This is a genomic window from Microbacterium sp. NPDC019599 (genome assembly GCF_040632175.1).
In the GTDB taxonomy this organism is placed as follows: domain Bacteria; phylum Actinomycetota; class Actinomycetes; order Actinomycetales; family Microbacteriaceae; genus Microbacterium.
The window spans coordinates 41,567-58,178 of the sequence record NZ_JBEYBL010000014.1; the positions used below are offsets into that span (position 1 = coordinate 41,567).

Consider the following 16,612-nt stretch of genomic DNA (forward strand, 5'->3'; position numbering starts at 1 on the left):
CGGCTCGTAGCGGTCACGCGCCGGGGATCGGCGGGGGAGGCGGGGTCGCGCCCGGCATGGGCGGCGGCGGAGGCGTGGCACCGGGCGTCGGCGGCGCGGCCGGAGTCGGAGCCGGCGCGGGCGTCGCGACCGGGGTCGGTGCTGGCGTCGGGGCGGGCGTCGGCGTCGCGACGGGCGTCGGCACGGGCTCGGGCGTCGGCGCGGGCGTCGGCGTCGCCACGGGCGTCGGCACGGGCTCGGGCGTCGGCGCGGGCGTCGGCGTGGCCACGGGCGTCGGCACGGGCTCGGGGGTCGGCGTGGCCACGGGCGTCGGAGCCGGCGCAGGCGCAGGCGTCGGACCCGGCACAGGAGCGTCGACCGGCGTGGGTGTCGGTGTCGCCACCGGTGTCACCGGCGACGCCGGCACGGCGCTCGCGGGAGGCTGCAGCACGAGCGACGGAGCCGTCGAGTCCGTCGGGCCGGCCGCCGCCTGGGTTCCGTCGGTGAAGAAGTAGACGGCGCTCCACGAGTAGGACGTCGACTCGCCTTCGCCAAGCGGCAGCTCCCAGCGCTGCGGGGCGGGCGTCTGCGGCGAGAAGATCATGTCCTTCGCCTGACCGCCGGGCTGGGGCCCGTGCCGCAGGGCGACCTGCACGAGCCGCACGCGGGTCCAGTCGACGAGGTCGGCCACGACAGTCACGTCGAGCTTCTGCGACACGACGTCGCCGACCATGATCGTGCCGTCCGCGACGGTGAGCGGGATCTCCTTGACGGTCCCGTCCTTGTAGCGGATCGATCCGCTGTACCGCACGGTCCCGCCGCCCTCGCCGAGCACGGCGTAGGGCTGCGAGGCAGCCTCGGTACCGGCCGCCAGGACGACGGACTGCTCGACGGTGTACTCGTTCGCGGCATCCTCGTAGACCAGATCGAGGAAGATCTGCGCGATGCGGTTCGTGAAGTCGCCGACCCCGCGCACCTCGAACTTCTGGGTCCGCCCGAGCGGGTCGTTGATGAGGATGGGTGAGCGCTCGGTCGATTCCTCGGGCGCCTTGATGCGCCGCCCGTCGGTGAGGAAGTACTCGACCTCGTAGCTCAGCGGCTTGCGCCGCGGCTGGAACAGGACGTGCTGCACGCGGTGCGTCGGCTGCTCGGAGGTGAGGGCGAACTGCTCCTCGAACTTCTCCACGCCCGTGTCCTGGTAGCGGACCCACACCTGCGCGGAGGCGACCTTCGTCCAGTCGATGTCGCCCGCCTGCACGACGGCGTCGAGCAGGCCGATGTCGTCCACGTTGACGGTGAGCACGGTGTCGTCGGTCTTGACCGGCGGCGCCGTGAAGGTCTTCGACGAGCCGACGTAGTTGACCTGGTACGAGTAGGTGTACTCGCGGTCGCCGGCCTCGATGAAGGTCTGGAACTCCTGGACGCCGTCGGGGCTCGTGAAGGAGTACTCCTCGATCTTGTGCTGCGACCCGTGGTCGTACTCGAGCTTGACCTCGATGGAGTGGATCGGCAGGGTCGCGAAGTCGGCGTTGACGCCGACCTTGACGTGCAGGGTCTGGAAGAACGGGTCGTTGAGGTCGACCTCGGTCGCGTGATCCGCCCACAGCACGGGCTTGCCGTCGCCCGAGACCATGTTCGTGATGTTCGGCAGCGTGCCCTGCGGGACGATGTTCCACTCGATCGCGGAGTTCTCGCGGTACGTCTGCTCGAACGTCGAGACGCGGGATGTCGAGAACGACCGCTTGAGATGCTCGATGTCCTCCGGCATCCCGCGGGCGTCCTTCGGCACCGCCTCGATGTCGGGGATCATCTTGCGCAGGACCGCGTCCTGAAGCGCGCGCTCCATCATGGAGCGGACCTTGTCCTTGAGCTTCTGGTCGGCGACCGGGTCGGGGAGGACGGCGTCCAGGTGCAGGTCGACGCCCATCGTCTCGGCATCCATGAACTGCTCGGTGATCTTCTCGACGTACTCGTCGTCTCCCCAGAAGGACCAGTCGATGTCGATCGTCTGCTCGTAGGAGTAGAACTTCTCGGCGTAGAACCACGCCCGCGCCGAGATCTCGGGCAGCTTGGCGACGAAGTTGAGGTCGTACACGACCTGCACGACGCCGCCCTTGCCCTGCAGCGCCTGCTCGAAGAGGGTCGCGCCCTCGGGTGTGAACTCCACCATGAACGAGGCGATGTTGCGTCCGAACAGCGAGGGCTTCCCGGCGCCGCGCACCGCCTCGATGAGCGTGCCGCCGTCTTCTTTGAGGAGGAGGTTCGCTGTGCCGCGCGTGTAGGTCATCGTCCCCAGGTGCGCCTCGGGTGTGCCGGGCACGGACGCGCGGAAGCCGGGCTTGCCCGCCATCCCCTGCACCTTCGTGTCGAGGGTCTCCTTGATCTTCGCGAGCTGGGCGGGGGTGAACGTGAACTCCGTGTCGAAGAAAGCGAACCCGCCGCCGCGCTTGCCGTCCTCGCGCTCGAGGGGCATGCGGTACTTGAGGTACTTGAAGACCGGGTCGCCGTTGTCGTCCGTGCGGAACCGGGGGACCTCGGGGATGGGGTAGAACACGTCGTCGAACGTGTCGTCGCCGAAGACGGTCACCCCGTCGATGAGCTCCTGCTTGCTGATCTTCAACATCTGCTGCTCCCTTTTCTTTCTGAGTCGGTGGTCTGTCTTGTTCCGTCGTCCCGAGTCCGTCGTCGACCGGGGGTCAGCCGATCCGTGTCCAGTCGGCGAGGTCCGCGTTGATGCGCGCCGGACCGCGATCGGTCACGGCCTGGTACGTGATGGCGACGCGTCCGGTCTCGCCGCGCAGGGCGGCCTCGAACGCTTCGCGGTCGGCCGCGGTCGCCTGGACGGCGAACACGGCGGTGAAGGGGGCGTAGCCGCTGCCGGCCGAGGTGGCCACGACGCGCGACTCGCCGTTCGACGTGACGGTCACCTCGACGGAGGTCACGGCCGATACGCCGCTCGTGAGGGTGACGGATGCCGCGTCCCGATCGCCGGCGACGGCTCTGCGTGCCTGCTCCAGCGCGCCACCGGGCGGGTCGAGCTGCGCGCTCAGCTGGACGAAGGCGAGGTCGCCCGCCGCGAGCACGGAGACCATCGGCGTCCCGTCCGGCGAGAGCTGCGGCCACGGCGCGACCGAGACGTAGGTCCAGGCATCCTCTCCGATGCGGCGGAGTTCGACGCCATAGGCGATCACGCGGTCCTGTGCGGCGAACATCGCGTCACATCCCCGTCGGCGAGACGAACAGCTGACGGCCCGTGATGGTCGCCCACTCCGACCACTCGCCGTTGCCCGATCCGCTCATGTTCCGCCGCCGCCACTCGAACGTCGGCTGCTCGGGACGGGCGCCCGCGACGATGTCGCTCAGCGAGAACGACACCTGCACGTCGAGCTTCGGCTGGTCCGTCGTGAGGAAGACCGTGACGGGCTTCGCGTCGGCGGAGCGGCGGATCTCGACCTCGAGGCCGAAGACGTCGGCGAGCGCGGGCGGGCGGGTCTCGGGGTGCTCGAGCTGGTAGCTGCGCACCTCGACGGAGCTCGAGACGGATCCCGAGGTGCCCGTGTCGTAGGCCTTCGCGAGCACCTTCTGGGGATCGATGTCGATCGCGATGCCCTCGAACGACACCCCGACAGACCCGAAGATCCTGGGCTGGTCGCTCGCCGCGGCCGTCAGCACGATGTCGAGCGTCGACGGCGCGTCCGTGGCTGCCGGCAGCGTGAAGGAGGACGGCTCCGCCTCTGCGGCGACCGCCCCGATGGGGCTCGGCAGGTCGGCGTCGCGCTCGAGGAGGCTCGCGACGGTGCGTGCGACGGTGACGGCGTAGGGGAGCGGGTTGCTCACCCGGAGCACGGAGGGCCCCGGCGGCGCCGGCATCGGCTCGGGGACCGGCTCGCCCTCAGCGGGCGCAGGCTCGCCTTCAGCGGGTGCGGGCTCGCCCTCGGCCGGAGCAGGCTCGCCCTCCGCCGGAGCGGGGGCTCCAGCATCCGGAGCCGGCTCGGCGGGGGGCGCGGGCAGTGCCGTCGGTGCCGGCGGTATGAGCGTCGCCGAGAGGACGTCGGTCGCGGGCCGGTCGAGGCGGAGCTTGACGGGCACGGTCGCCGTCCGCGGGTGCTCGGCGTCCGAGACGAGCGTCGCCTTGACCTGCGCCTCGACGCCCTCGGTCACGAGCAGGTGCGTCAGCGTGTTGTAGAACTCGCTCGTGCAGTCCAGCACGAGGTCGAAGCCGAGGCCGTCGACCGAGGTCGCGCCCTCCGTGCCGACGATCGACGAGCCGAGCTCGTGCAGCACCGTCGACAGCTCGCACGTCGCCTCGCGGATGCCGCCGACGAGCAGGTCGGGGTACGCGACCCGCGCGTGCCGCGCGATCTCCGCACGCAGGCGCTCGCGGCGGGCGGGGTCGATCCACGGCACGACGCTGAAGCGCGTGCGCAGCTTGTAGTCCGCGCCGAAGCTCGTGGGCGCGACCTCGCCCTCGGCCCGCTTCGGCGGCACGAGGAGGACCATCATCGCGGGCTGCTTGGTCTCCTGGTCGAAGGCGAGGCGGTACTCGTCGGGCACGACGTAGAACTGGTCGGGCAGCGGCGAATCCATGAACAGGCCGTTGGGCGAGTCGACCCACTCGGACCACGGCTCGGATCCGAAGCCGGATGTGACCTGGGAGTAGATGGCGCGGTTGCTCATGATCGAAGGAGGGAAGCTCGCATCGACGCTGTAGTTGTCGGCGCCGAGCTTCAGCCGCGCCGTCTTGGACGCCCAGGTCGGCTCGCCCGTCGGCGTCGTCGCGATGGCGTCGACGACGGCGGCGTCGAGGATCCGGTGATCCCGGATCCGGGGCCTCGCAGCGACCCGGTGGTCGCGCACGACGGGCGCCGCGGCCATCATGAGCGGGATGTCGGGAAGCCGGATGGCACGCGCCGGGGTGTCGAAGACGCGGAGTGGGCCCGCGGGGCTGACCCGGATGCCGCCGGCAGGCGAGTCGGCGGAAGCGCCCTCCTGCACGGTGTAATGCACGTCGCCTTCGATCCGGAAGCGCGCTCCGCCGTTCTGGAGGATCGGCACGACGATGTTCGGATTGACGGACGTCTCGCAGTAGAGCCGCGAGAGGACCGCAGGGTCGTCCTGGTCGCCACGCGGCAGATCGTCGCAGCGCTCGAACCGGATCTCGTCTCCGGACGGGGGAACGAGCGACACCGAGTAGTTGTCGACGGGGAGTGGCTCGGCACCGGTCGCGACCGAGGGGTGCTGCACCAGATCGAACCACACCCGCAGGGTGACCCCGTCGCTGCCCGCCGCGAAGAACACGTTGGGAGCGCGTGTCGCCTTCGAGCGCTCGGCGACGCGCGCCTGCGGCACGAAGTACGTCTTGCCGTCGGCGCCGGCCACGCCTGCGCTGACGATCGAGGGCGCCGACGTGACGCGCGGCGCGTTCTCGACGAGGCCGGCGATCGTGATGCCACGCAGCATCGAGAGGTTGAGGGCCGTGGCTCGCGTCAGCTGCGTCACGATCTGCGGCCGGAGCTGCAGGGTCGGCGCGGCGATCGCCATGGCGGTGAACTGGGCGCTGGGCATGATCGGCTCCTCAGAACTCGAGGACGAGCAGGGGATCGGTCGTCGACGTGGGATCGACCAGGTGCTTCTCGCCCGCGTTGCCGTAGGCCTGGATCTGATACGAGTACGAGCGCTTGCTCGCGTCCGTGATCGGCAGCGTCCACTTCAACGTCGCCGGGTCGGGCGGCGCCGCCGTGAGCTGCACGATGTGCTCGCCGCGCGTGCCGTCGCCGTCGTCGTACGTGAGGCGGACGATCACGAGCTTCCACTTCGTCATGTCCAGCAGCGCCGGCACGACCTCGACGTTGAGCATGTCGCGGGCGACGTCCCCGACGAGGATCGTCCCCTCCGTGCCGGGCTGCTCCTCACCCGAGTCCGACGAGCCGTCGGCGTAGGTGACGTCGACCTTGTACGTGAAGTCGCGCTTCTGGCGGTCGCGCAGGTCGATGCTCCACTCCCATGTCTCGGCGGAGTTCGTGAAGGAGTGCACGTCGCTCTTCTCGTAGTCGCCGTCCTTGTACTTCGCGGTGACCACGATCGACGCGACGGGCGGGAAGCTGCCCTGCGGCACGAAGGTCGCGCGGAGCTTGTCCTCGAACGGCGCGTTGATGATGAGCCGCTGCGTCGACGACCGCTGCGTCGGCAGCGTGACGCGCTGCCCGTCGGTCATGAAGAATGTGACGTCGTACTCGTACTCCGTCGAGCGCTGGTCGCCCGTGTAGGTGAACCAGCTGGCCTGCGGCGCGTCGAGCCGCAGCACTGCTTCGGCCGTCGCCGACGGAAGGTCGACCCCCGGATAGCGGAACGACACCTGCACCTGCTGGACGGCATCCGTCGGAATGGCGCCCCAGTAGACGGCGACGTTGACGCAGTTGAGCTGGTCGTAGCCGATGATGAGGTTGCGGTCGTTCGTCGTGACGGGAGCGAGGTCCTCGGACTTGGCACTGGCTTTGTAGATGATCTGGCTGCGGTAGGTGTACTCGTCCTTCGGGGTGCCGTCGGGGTGTCGTGCCATCACGACGCGGAAGAAGTAGCGGTCCTCGTTGGAGTCGAAGAGGAACTCCTCGACCTGGCGCTTGCGCCCGCCGCCCTGCTCGTCCATCTGGTCGTACTCGAGGAACACCTTGATCGCGGCGATGGGATCGCGATCGAAGTCGGCCGTGACCTGCACAGGAACGTCCAGGAGCGTGAAGTACGGCTTGCTGAGGTCGGCCTCGATGATCGACTTCTTGACCTGCTCCTTGTCGATGACGGCGAACAGCTCCGAGTTCGGGTGCTTCTCGACCACGAAGTTCGTCGAGCCCTCGAAGGTGAAGTCGATGGAGACGTCCATGCGCTGCTCGAAGTCCTTGAGCCACAGCTGGTTGCCCCCGGGCATCTTGGCGCCGTCGCCGTGCGCGAGGGGGTCCGTGCCGAGCTTCTCGGCCTTGAGGCCCGGCTCGAACCCGGGGCTCAGGAACTTCTGCATGACCATTTGGTTCACGATCTGGAACACGAGGTCCTCGACCGCCTTCGTCGGACTCTCGCCGCCCTCGGGCGCCGCGCGGAAGTCCTCTTGGTTGTACTCGATGTGCAGGTTCGTCGAGATGTCGCGCAGCTCCGACAGGCTCGACACCTGCGGGTACCGGTAGGTGCGCGTGCTGTTGCCGTTGCGATAGGTCTCGGTGACGGTGCAGTGCTCTTTGATCTCGTTGTAGACGTCGTGCGACTCGCCCCAGACGTGCACCTTGAGGTTCGGGATGCGGGCCACGAACGAGACCGAGTAGTTGATGGTGCCGGGGCTCCAGCCGTCCTCGATCGCGTTGCGGATGAGTCGGACGCCCTCCTGGCCGAGCAGCGCCGTGTAGGACGCGAGGTTGCTGTTGACGAGCGACGGCTTCGAGGAGCCCTCGAGCGCCTTGACGAAGGTGTCGCCGCCGCTCGGGAAGAGGTGGAACGCGACAGTGCCGTCGACCCACGTCGGATAGGTGAGCTTGATGTCGCCGCCGGCGAGCGCCCCCGCCCGCATGAGCAGGATCCGCTTGCCGTTGAGACGCGGGAACGCGAACTGCCCCATGCCGCCGGCGATGTAGGCGCGGATCTTCTTCTGATCCTCCTGGCTCACCTCGAGGCTCGTCGTGAGCTGGAGCAGGCCGCCCTCCGTCTCGCCCGTCGGCAGCGCGGTGGCCTTGTCGGCCAGCAGCGTGAAGTCGCGGGCGAACGAGATGAGCGCGAACGACGGCGTGCCGTCCTCGCGTTTCAGGAGCGACGGCAGCTCCGGGACCATGTAGAAGAGCTTGGGATCCTGGTCGTCATTGAAGATCGTGACGTGCTCCACGCCCGGGACCGTGAAGTGGTTCAGGAAATTGAGCACGACGGGCTCCTTCGTCCGAGGGTTGGCCGCGCAGGCCCGAAGGACCCGCGCGCGTCAAGGTGTGTCGGACAGGAAGAGCAGGTTGCGGCGTGCCTGATACACGCCGTGCGAAATTACCTCCGGGTCAGGAGGTGACGAGCCGCGCGACCTCGCCGACGCCCGCCATGAAGTCCGTGAGGTCGTCCTCGCCGAAGCGCGGCTGCAGGATGACAGAAGTCGCCCCGGCCGCGAAGAACGGCTCGATCGCCTCCGCGACGGCCGCGGCGTCGCCGGCGACGAGCAGCGCGGGATCGACCGATCCGCTCTCGCTCGCGAGCTCCTCCGCGAGCGCGGACCTCGCCTCGTCCCCGCCGAAAGCGCTCGGGACGAACACGACGAGCTCGTGCGCGTCGTCGCGGCCGGCCGCGGCGCGTCCCTCGAGCGCCATCGCCAGGGTGCGGGCGACGCGGTCGGGGTTGCTCCCGCCAGGCAGGATCGTCCCGTCGCCGACCTCGCCCGTGAGGTGCACGGTCTTGGGTCCCTCGCCCGCGACGAGGATCGCGGGCGCCTGTGCGGGCGGCCAGTCCAGTCGAACGCGATCGAGCGAGACGTATCGACCTGACGTGCTGACCTCGTCGCCGGCGAGCAGCGACTTCAGCGCCGGCACGTACTCGCGCATGAGCGTGAGGGGCGAGGCCGCCCGGGCGCCCACCTGCGCCATCCACGGCAGCACGCCGTGGCCGACACCGGGGATGAGCCTCCCCGGGAACATCCGCTCGATCGTCGCGATCTCCATGGCCGTCAGCGCGACGTTGCGCAGCGGCATGGGGGCGACCCCGATCCCGACCTTGAGCCGCGTCGTCCAGGCGAGGACGGCGGATGCTGTCGCGAACGCCGATTCGCGGAAGCAGTCCTCCCACAGCCACAGCTCGGGGACTCCCGAGTCCTCGGCGGCCTGCGCCGCGTCGCGCAGTGCCTCAGGCGGGGAGGCGGGAGTGAAGATCGCACCGTTGCGTCGCATTGGCCCAGCCTGGCACGCACCTCGGACACACAGCATCCTTCGCCCTCGAAACAGTTCGCGGAACGGATCTTGTGTGGTCAGACCACATGCGGGATACTGGTTTCCATACGGGGTGCGGAAACCAGATCCGGGCCCAGCGAGCAAGGGTGCGGATGTCGCATCCGGCCCTGGGTAGGAGATACCAGATGTCCACGTCCGTCGATGAACTCGTCGCCAGAGCGCAGGGCGCGCTCGCCGAGTACAGCTCGTTCAACCAGGAGCAGGTCGACCACATCGTGCGCAAGGCATCGGTCGCCGCCCTGAGCAAGCACGGCGATCTCGCCGTCATGGCCGTCGAGGAAACGGGCCGCGGCCTCTTCGAAGACAAGGCCGTCAAGAACATGTTCGCGTGCGAGCACGTGACGCACTCGATCATCAATCAGAAGACCGTCGGTGTCATCTCCTACGACGAGATCACCGGGATCACCGAGATCGCCGACCCCGTCGGCGTGATCTGCGCGCTGACCCCGGTCACCAACCCGACCTCGACGGCGATCTTCAAGTCGCTCCTCGCGCTGAAGACGCGCAACCCGATCGTCTTCGGCTTCCACCCGTCGGCGCAGAAGTCCTCGGCCGAGGCCGCCCGCATCGTCCGTGACGCAGCCGTGGCCGCCGGCGCCCCCGAGAACTGCATCCAATGGATCGAAGAGCCGTCGATGGAGGCATCCGGCGCCCTCATGAACCACCCGGGTGTCGCGCTCATCCTCGCCACGGGCGGCAACGCCATGGTGCGTGCCGCGTACTCGTGCGGCAAGCCCGCCCTCGGAGTCGGCGCCGGCAACGTCCCCGCCTTCATCGAGCGCACCGCGAAGGTCGGTCGCGCCGTCAACGACATCGTCCTGTCGAAGTCCTTCGACATGGGCATGGTGTGCGCGAGCGAGCAGGCCGTCATCCTCGACGAGCCGATCGCGGAGGAGGCGCTCGCCGAGTTCGAGCGGCTGCACGCGTACCGCGTGACTCCGGCGGAGAAGCGGATGCTGGAGGAGTTCATCTTCGGCGTCACCGCTGACGGCACCAACTGCGCCCTCGCCAAGCTGAACGCGAAGGTCGTCGGCCAATCACCGGTGTGGATCGCGGAGCAGGCAGGGTTCACCGTTCCCGAGGACACCTCGATCCTCCTCGCCGACGTCGACAGCGTCGGCCCGCAGGAGCCGCTCACGCGTGAGAAGCTCGCCCCCGTGCTCGCCGTGCTGCGGGCCGCGACACCTGCCGAGGGCATCGAGCTCTCGCGTCAGATGGTCGAGTTCGACGGTCTCGGACACTCGGGTGCGATCCACTCGAACGACCAGGAGGTCATCGCGAAGTTCGCGGAGGTCGTCCGCGCGGTCCGCATCATCGAGAACTCGCCGTCGGCTCTCGGCGGCATCGGCGACATCTACAACGCCTTCCTTCCGTCGCTGACCCTCGGCTGCGGCTCCTATGGCCACAACTCGGTCTCCAACAACGTCTCGGCGGTGAACCTCCTCAACGTCAAGCGCGTCGGACGCCGCAACAACAACATGCAGTGGTTCAAGATCCCGGCGAAGACGTACTTCGAGCCGAACGCCGTCCGCTACCTCGCCGACATGCGCGGCGTGGAGCGCGTCACGATCGTCACCGACGAGACCATGACCAAGCTCGGCTACGTCGACAAGATCGTGGACGTGCTGAACCGTCGCGAGGACCGCGTCCAGGTGCAGCTCATCAACACCGTGCGCCCCGAGCCGAAGGTCTCTGAGGTCAAGGCCGGTGCAGAGCTCATGCGCCAGTTCAAGCCGGACACGATCATCGCGCTCGGCGGCGGCTCGCCGATGGACGCCTCGAAGGTCATGTGGTTGCTCTACGAGAACCCCGAGATCGAGTTCTCGGACATGCGCGAGAAGTTCTTCGACGTGCGCAAGCGCGCGTTCACCTTCCCGGAGCTCGGCAAGCTCGCCAAGCTCGTGTGCGTCCCGACGACGTCCGGCACGGGCTCGGAGATGACGCCGTTCGCGGTCATCACGGACGACGAGACGGGCATGAAGTACCCGCTCGCCGACTACGCGCTGACCCCGTCGGTCGCGATCATCGACCCCGTCCTGACGCGAGTCCTCCCGGGCTTCCTCGTCGCCGACGCCGGGTTCGACGCGCTGACCCACGCGACGGAGGCGTACGTGTCGGTCTACGCGAACGACTACACCGACGGCCTGTGCCTGCACGCCATCAAGCTCATCTTCGAGAACATCGAGCGCAGCGCCAAGGCGCAGCCGAACTCGACGGACGCCGCAGACATCCAGGCCCGCGAGAAGATGCACAACGCGGCGTCCATCTCGGGCATGGCGTTCGGAAACGCGTTCCTCGGAATCGTGCACGCGATGGCGCACGTGACGGGTGCGACCTACCACCTGGTCCACGGCCGCACGAACGCCGTCTACCTTCCGCACGTGATCCGCTACAACGGCAAGGTTCCGACGAAGCTCACGAGCTGGCCGAAGTACGAGCGGTACGTCGCGCCGGAGCGCTTCCAGGAGATCGCCCAGCACCTGGGGCTCCCGGCTTCGACCCCGGAGGAGGGCGTGGAGAGCTACGCCCGCGCCGTCGAGGAGCTGCGCGCCAAGGTCGGCATCGAGCGGTCGTTCCAGGAGCAGGGTGTCGATGAGGCCGAGTTCATCTCGAGCCTTCACGAGCTCGCGATGGCCGCCTACGGCGACCAGTGCGCGCCGGCCAACCCGCGGATGCCGATGATCGCCGACATGAAGACGCTCATGGAGGCGGCGTACTACGGCACGTCGTTCGACGAGGTCCGCGCCCACCGCGGTGAGGCCGCCAAGGCCGCCGACGCCAAGGTCGCGCCGAAGCAGGCCGCGAAGCCGGCCGTCAAGCCGGCCGTCAAGCCGGCCGTCAGGGCCGCTGCCAAGGTCGCCGCGAAGCCGGCCGCCAAGCGCGCCACCAAGGCCGCGTAACACAGCCCGCCGACGCCCCGTCCCACCTCGCTGGGGACGGGGCGTCGTCGCGTTCGCGGACGCCCGGCACCCATGCCGGCCGTGAATAAACACGGTGAGATCCGGGGCATCCGATCCCCTCCGCCCGACAGGCTCGAAAGGCCGCGACCGGCACGAGAGAGGGAACGACATGAAGCTCACACCGGAGTCCGAAGCCATCGTCCGAGCCACGGCGGGAGTCGTCGCCGCCCACGCCGAGGAGATCACGAAGGTCTTCTACCCGGCGATGTTCGCCGCCCACCCCGAGCTGCTGCGCGTGTTCAACCGCGCCAACCAGGCGATCGGCGAGCAGCCCAAGGCGCTGGCCGCCTCCGTCGTCGCCTTCGCGGTCCAGCTCATCGACCCGGAGGCGCCCGACTTCACGCCCGTCATGCGTCGGATCGCCCACAAGCACGTCTCGCTCGGAATCCAGGCCCGCCAGTACACGGTCGTCGGCCACCACCTGCTCGACGCCGTCGGCACAGTGCTCGGGGATGCTGTCACGCCCGAGGTGCGCGCCGCCTGGGACGAGGTCTACTGGCTGTTCGGCTGCTCCCTCATCGCGGAGGAGGCGAAGCTGTACGCGCTGGGCGGCACGGACCCCGAGAACCCGTGGCGGCAGTACCGCGTCGTGGAGCGGTTCGAGGAGTCCGACGACGTCTTCTCGCTGCTGCTCGCGCCGGTTTCGGGCCTCGTGCCCTCGCACCACACGGGGCAGTACATCGCGATCGGGGTCGACCTGCCCGACGGCTCGCGCCAGCCGCGGCAGTACACGATCTCGTCAGGGCCGCGCGGCGATTCGATCCGCGTGACAGTCAAGCGCGTGCGCGGCGTCGACGGCACCCCCGACGGTCAGGTCTCGACGTGGCTGCACGAGAACGCGCAGCCGGGAACGCTGCTCGATGTATCGCAGCCCGCGGGCGACGTCGTCCTCGACGAGTCCGAGCGACCGCTCGTGCTCGTCTCGGCAGGTATCGGCATCACGCCGATCGCGGCGATCCTCGAGGACTTGTCGCGGCGCCAGCCGGCCCGCACCGTGCGCCTCTTCCACGCCGACCGCGCGCACGACACGCACGCTCTGTACTCGTCGCTGCGGCGTCAGGTGCTCGCGATGGAGGACGCGAAGGCGCAGAACTGGTACGAGGAGGACGCCGAGCAGGCTCCGACCCTCCACCCGGCGCGTGCCGGGCTCATGGATCTGACCGATGTCGACCTGCCCGACGACGCGACGGTCTTCATGTGCGGCCCGCTGCCGTTCATGCGCGCGAGCCGCGCGACGCTCATGGCGCGCGGCATCCCGAGCGAGCGGATCCACTACGAGGTGTTCGGCCCCGACCTGTGGGCGCAGAACCCCGAGAGCGAGGCCGCCTGAGCATCTCGGCCGCCTGGGCATCGCGGGCTGGGGCGCGTGTTGGGGACGCGCTTCAGCCCGCGAGCTTCGCCTTCGTGTAGCCCACGATCGCCTGGGCGTGGCCGTGCCCCATGCCGTACTCCGACTTGAGGTACTCGACCACCTCCATGTGCTTCTTGGTGTCGAGCTGCTCGGCGGCGATGTCGAGCCAGTCCTGGATGGGCCTGCCGTAGTTCTTCTCGATGCTCGGGAAGTACGAGGCGGGACCCTTGGGCTTCTCTCGTCCGACGGCGGCGGGGGCGTCACGCGATGTTCCGGCATGCTCGCGATGCTAGCGGCGCGGCACGACACAGCACCCTCCGGGTTGCGGCATCGGGATGCCGCGACCGACGATGGAACGATGCAGACGCGTCGCCGGCGGACAGTGTGGATCGCATCCGCAGCCGCCGCCGCGCTCGTCGTCGGGCTCGGCATCGCGTGGTCCGTGCGTCCCGCGGAGCCGACGGCATCCGCCCCCTCGCCGACGCCCACGCTGACGCAGACCCCGACGCCGACCCCCACACCGACGCCGACTCCCACGCCCACCGGGTTCCCCGCGAACACGGCCGGGTACGACCTCCAGGCGCTGCCGTCGACCGATGTCTTCGCGGTCAACGCCGCGATCCCCGTCGACGACGCCCCGGACGCCGAGTTCACGGGTGCGGCGGCCCAGGCGCGCGACTGGGCCGCGCCCGTCTTCGCGGATCCGCTGGGCCAGCCCGTCGCGCGCCTGCAGCGCGAGTTCCCCTACGGCGGGACGATCGTGCCGGTCGTCGAGCGCCAGGACCACTGGGTCAAGGTGCTCCTCACGGGGCGTCAGGCCGTGCCGTCGCAGGGCAATCCGGCGCAGGTGACGGGCTGGCTGCGCGTCCAGGATGTCGAGCTCATGCCGCTGGACCGGGTCGTGACGGTCAGCATCTCGGCGCGGACGGTCGACATCTGGCACGGCGGAACCTCGGAGCGCATCGCGACGGACTTCGCGTGGGGCCGCGGCGAGACGCCGACGCCGATCGGCCGCACGTTCGTGATGATGGTGCGCGCCGATCCGTCGCTCTGGTACACGCGTGGGCACCCGATCGTCTACCTCTCGGTGCAGTCGCCGACCCTCGACGGCTTCGGGGGCGCGAACGTCGCCGTGACGGCCTTCCACTACCACGACGACCACTCGGGGCAGATCTCCAACGGATGCCTCCGCATGGACGCCGCCGGCATCGAGCGACTCGCCCAGCTCCCCGCCGGCACGCCCGTCTACATCCGGGCCTGACGCGCATGGGGTTCACGCGCGCCGAGCTGGAGTCCTTCCGCGATGCCGTCATCGACGACCTCATGCCCGAGCATCCGCTGCTCGTCTTCGTCGGGATCAACCCCGGCCTGTGGACGGCGGCGACCAACACGCCGTTCGCCCACCCCGGCAACCGCTTCTATCCCGCGCTCGCGGCGGCCGGCGTCATCCCGCGCGTCCCCGCCTTCGCCGAGGGCTTCACCGACGACGACCGGCGGCTGTTCCTCGACCGCGGCATCGGGATCTCGAACCTCGTGCGCCGCGCGACCGTCCGCGCCGACGAGCTCACCCGCGCCGAGCTGCGAGCCGGTGCCGAGCGGCTGGAGGCGGATGCTGTGCGCTGGCGCCCGCGCGTCGTCGCGGTCGTCGGGCTCACGGCATACCGCCTGGGGTTCGGGCGGCCCAGGGCCGTGCAGGGCCGCCAGGACGAGCGGATCGCGGATGCCGAACTCTGGGTCGTGCCGAATCCGAGCGGCCTCAACGCACACGACACGATCGCGACGCTCGCCGAGGCCTACGCGGGGCCGGCGCGCGCCGCGGGCGTGCTTCCGGCGCTCGGCTGACAGCATCCCGCCTGTGTGACTGCCGGGCTCTGGCGGGTCGCGAAAGCCGGGCGTAGATTGCGGGTGGCCGTGGGGATCGGCCCCGCGGAACGACCCTTGGGAGGTCGATCATGACCGATTATCTGGTCCTCTATCGCGCGCAGGAGACCGCCGCCGAGCAGATGGGCGGACAGGACCCCGAGGCGGCCGCGGCCAGCATGAAAGCGTGGACCGACTGGCAGGAGAAGGCGGGCGACGCCGTCGTCGACTTCGGCTCGCCGACCCAGCCCGTCGCGGGCGCCGACGAGGGCTCGACGACCTCGATCGGCGGCTACTCGCTCATGCGAGCGGACTCGCTCGAAGACCTCGAGCGGCTCCTCGCCGACCATCCGCACAAGGCATGGGGCGGCTCGATCGAGATCCTGGAGCTGCTGAGCATCCCCGGCATGTGACCCGGTGCCACCGGGCTCCTGAACGGGCAGGATGGAAGCATCCCCTCGAACCATAAGGAGCCCTTCATGCACGAGCGTCCGCTGGGCCGCACCGACCAGCACGTCTCTCCGATCGGCCTCGGCACCTGGCAGCTCGGCGCCGACTGGGGAGACGTGAGCGAAGCCGACGCGCGGGCGGTGCTCGATGCGTCCGCCGACGCCGGCGTGACCCTCTTCGACACGGCGGACGTCTACGGCGACGGCCGAAGCGAGTCGATCATCGGCCGCTTCCTCGCGGAGGGCCACGACGTCGTCGTCGCGACGAAGATGGGCCGGCGCGTCGCGCAGGAGCCCGAGAACTACACGCCCGAGAACTTCCGGGCGTGGACCGACCGCTCGCGCGCCAACCTCGGGCTCGACACGCTCGACCTCGTGCAGCTGCACTGCCCGCCGACGGCCGTCATCGAGTCCGACGCGACGTACGAGGCCCTCGACGCGCTGGTCGCCGACGGCACGATCGCGGCCTACGGCGTCTCGGTCGAGACGACGGCGCAGGCGCTCGCCGCCATCGCGCGGCCGAACGTGACGAACGTGCAGATCATCCTCAACCCGTTCCGGCTGAAGCCCCTCGACGAGGTGCTGCCCGCCGCCGAGGCCGCCGGCGTCGCGATCTTCGCGCGCGTGCCGCTCGCGTCCGGCCTGCTGTCCGGGAGGTACACGGCCGCCACGACGTTCGCCGCCGACGACCACCGCGCGTACAACCGGCACGGCGAGGCGTTCGACCGCGGCGAGACCTTCTCCGGCGTCGACTACTCCGTCGGCCTCGAGGCGGCCGGCGAGCTCGCCGCCGCGCTCCCCGAGGGTGTCTCGCTCCCGGCCGCGACGCTCGCCTGGATCGCGTCGCTCCCCGGCGTGACCTCGGTCATCCCGGGCGCCCGCAACGTCGCCCAGGCCCGCTCGAACGCCGCCGCCGGCGCCCTCCTCGACGACGGCTTCGACATCGCCGCCTTCGACGCCGTCGTCCGCGACGTCTACGACCGCCGCCTCCGCGAGGCCATCCACCCCCACTGGTGAGGTGAAGACGGATGCCTCGGCCCGGCGCGCCCGCCGGGC

12 protein-coding genes are annotated in these 16,612 nt (G+C 69.7%); 6 read left to right on the top strand and 6 right to left on the bottom strand.

From position 1 onward, the window contains the following. Positions 1 to 13 precede the first annotated feature (13 nt). The 5 genes from ABZ477_RS18565 to ABZ477_RS18585 all read right to left on the bottom strand — a co-directional run bounded on the left by ABZ477_RS18565 (position 14) and on the right by ABZ477_RS18585 (position 8,876). The gene (locus ABZ477_RS18565; RefSeq protein WP_360136220.1) at positions 14 to 2,602 is read right to left on the bottom strand and encodes a hypothetical protein; all 2,589 of its coding nucleotides are present in this window, start codon (positions 2,600 to 2,602) and stop codon (positions 14 to 16) included. A 73-nt stretch (positions 2,603 to 2,675) separates the two neighbouring features. After that, a complete protein-coding gene (locus tag ABZ477_RS18570) occupies positions 2,676 to 3,191 on the bottom strand; it encodes a hypothetical protein (protein WP_360136221.1) in 516 nt (171 codons plus the stop codon). A 4-nt stretch (positions 3,192 to 3,195) separates the two neighbouring features. Continuing rightward, positions 3,196 to 5,544 carry a hypothetical protein gene (locus tag ABZ477_RS18575; RefSeq protein ID WP_360136223.1) on the bottom strand — a complete coding sequence of 783 codons (2,349 nt, stop codon included), beginning with the start codon at positions 5,542 to 5,544 and terminating at the stop codon, positions 3,196 to 3,198. Between the two features lie 10 nt (positions 5,545 to 5,554). Further along, entirely contained in the window at positions 5,555 to 7,876 is a 2,322-nt protein-coding gene (locus ABZ477_RS18580; RefSeq protein WP_360136225.1) for a hypothetical protein, read from the bottom strand. 124 nt (positions 7,877 to 8,000) lie between these two features. Further along, a complete protein-coding gene (locus ABZ477_RS18585; RefSeq protein WP_360136227.1) occupies positions 8,001 to 8,876 on the bottom strand; it encodes an LLM class flavin-dependent oxidoreductase in 876 nt (291 codons plus the stop codon). Between the two features lie 185 nt (positions 8,877 to 9,061). Between ABZ477_RS18585 and adhE the strand changes: the two genes are divergently transcribed. Both adhE and ABZ477_RS18595 read left to right on the top strand, forming a co-directional pair. Further along, positions 9,062 to 11,836, top strand: a complete 2,775-nt coding sequence (adhE, locus tag ABZ477_RS18590; RefSeq protein ID WP_360136229.1) for a bifunctional acetaldehyde-CoA/alcohol dehydrogenase — start codon at positions 9,062 to 9,064, stop codon at positions 11,834 to 11,836. A gap of 169 nt (positions 11,837 to 12,005) precedes the next feature. Beyond that, positions 12,006 to 13,226, top strand: coding sequence for a globin domain-containing protein (locus tag ABZ477_RS18595; RefSeq protein ID WP_360136231.1), 1,221 nt, complete (start codon positions 12,006 to 12,008; stop codon positions 13,224 to 13,226). A gap of 52 nt (positions 13,227 to 13,278) precedes the next feature. Here ABZ477_RS18595 and ABZ477_RS18600 read toward each other — a convergent pair whose 3' ends face one another. Beyond that, complete coding sequence (locus tag ABZ477_RS18600; protein WP_360136289.1) at positions 13,279 to 13,449, bottom strand: DUF4287 domain-containing protein; 171 nt, start codon at positions 13,447 to 13,449, stop codon at positions 13,279 to 13,281. 156 nt (positions 13,450 to 13,605) lie between these two features. Between ABZ477_RS18600 and ABZ477_RS18605 the strand changes: the two genes are divergently transcribed. The 4 genes from ABZ477_RS18605 (at position 13,606) to ABZ477_RS18620 (ending at position 16,573) form a co-directional block, all read left to right on the top strand. Then, positions 13,606 to 14,508: a L,D-transpeptidase gene (locus ABZ477_RS18605; RefSeq protein WP_360136233.1), complete on the top strand. Its 903-nt coding sequence runs from the start codon at positions 13,606 to 13,608 to the stop codon at positions 14,506 to 14,508. A 5-nt stretch (positions 14,509 to 14,513) separates the two neighbouring features. Further along, positions 14,514 to 15,089 (top strand): mismatch-specific DNA-glycosylase, encoded by a 576-nt coding sequence (locus ABZ477_RS18610; RefSeq protein ID WP_360136235.1) that lies wholly within the window; start codon positions 14,514 to 14,516, stop codon positions 15,087 to 15,089. Between the two features lie 110 nt (positions 15,090 to 15,199). Further along, positions 15,200 to 15,520 carry a hypothetical protein gene (locus tag ABZ477_RS18615; RefSeq protein WP_360136237.1) on the top strand — a complete coding sequence of 107 codons (321 nt, stop codon included), beginning with the start codon at positions 15,200 to 15,202 and terminating at the stop codon, positions 15,518 to 15,520. A gap of 66 nt (positions 15,521 to 15,586) precedes the next feature. Further along, complete coding sequence (locus ABZ477_RS18620; protein ID WP_360136239.1) at positions 15,587 to 16,573, top strand: aldo/keto reductase; 987 nt, start codon at positions 15,587 to 15,589, stop codon at positions 16,571 to 16,573. The last annotated feature ends 39 nt before the right edge of the window (positions 16,574 to 16,612 follow it).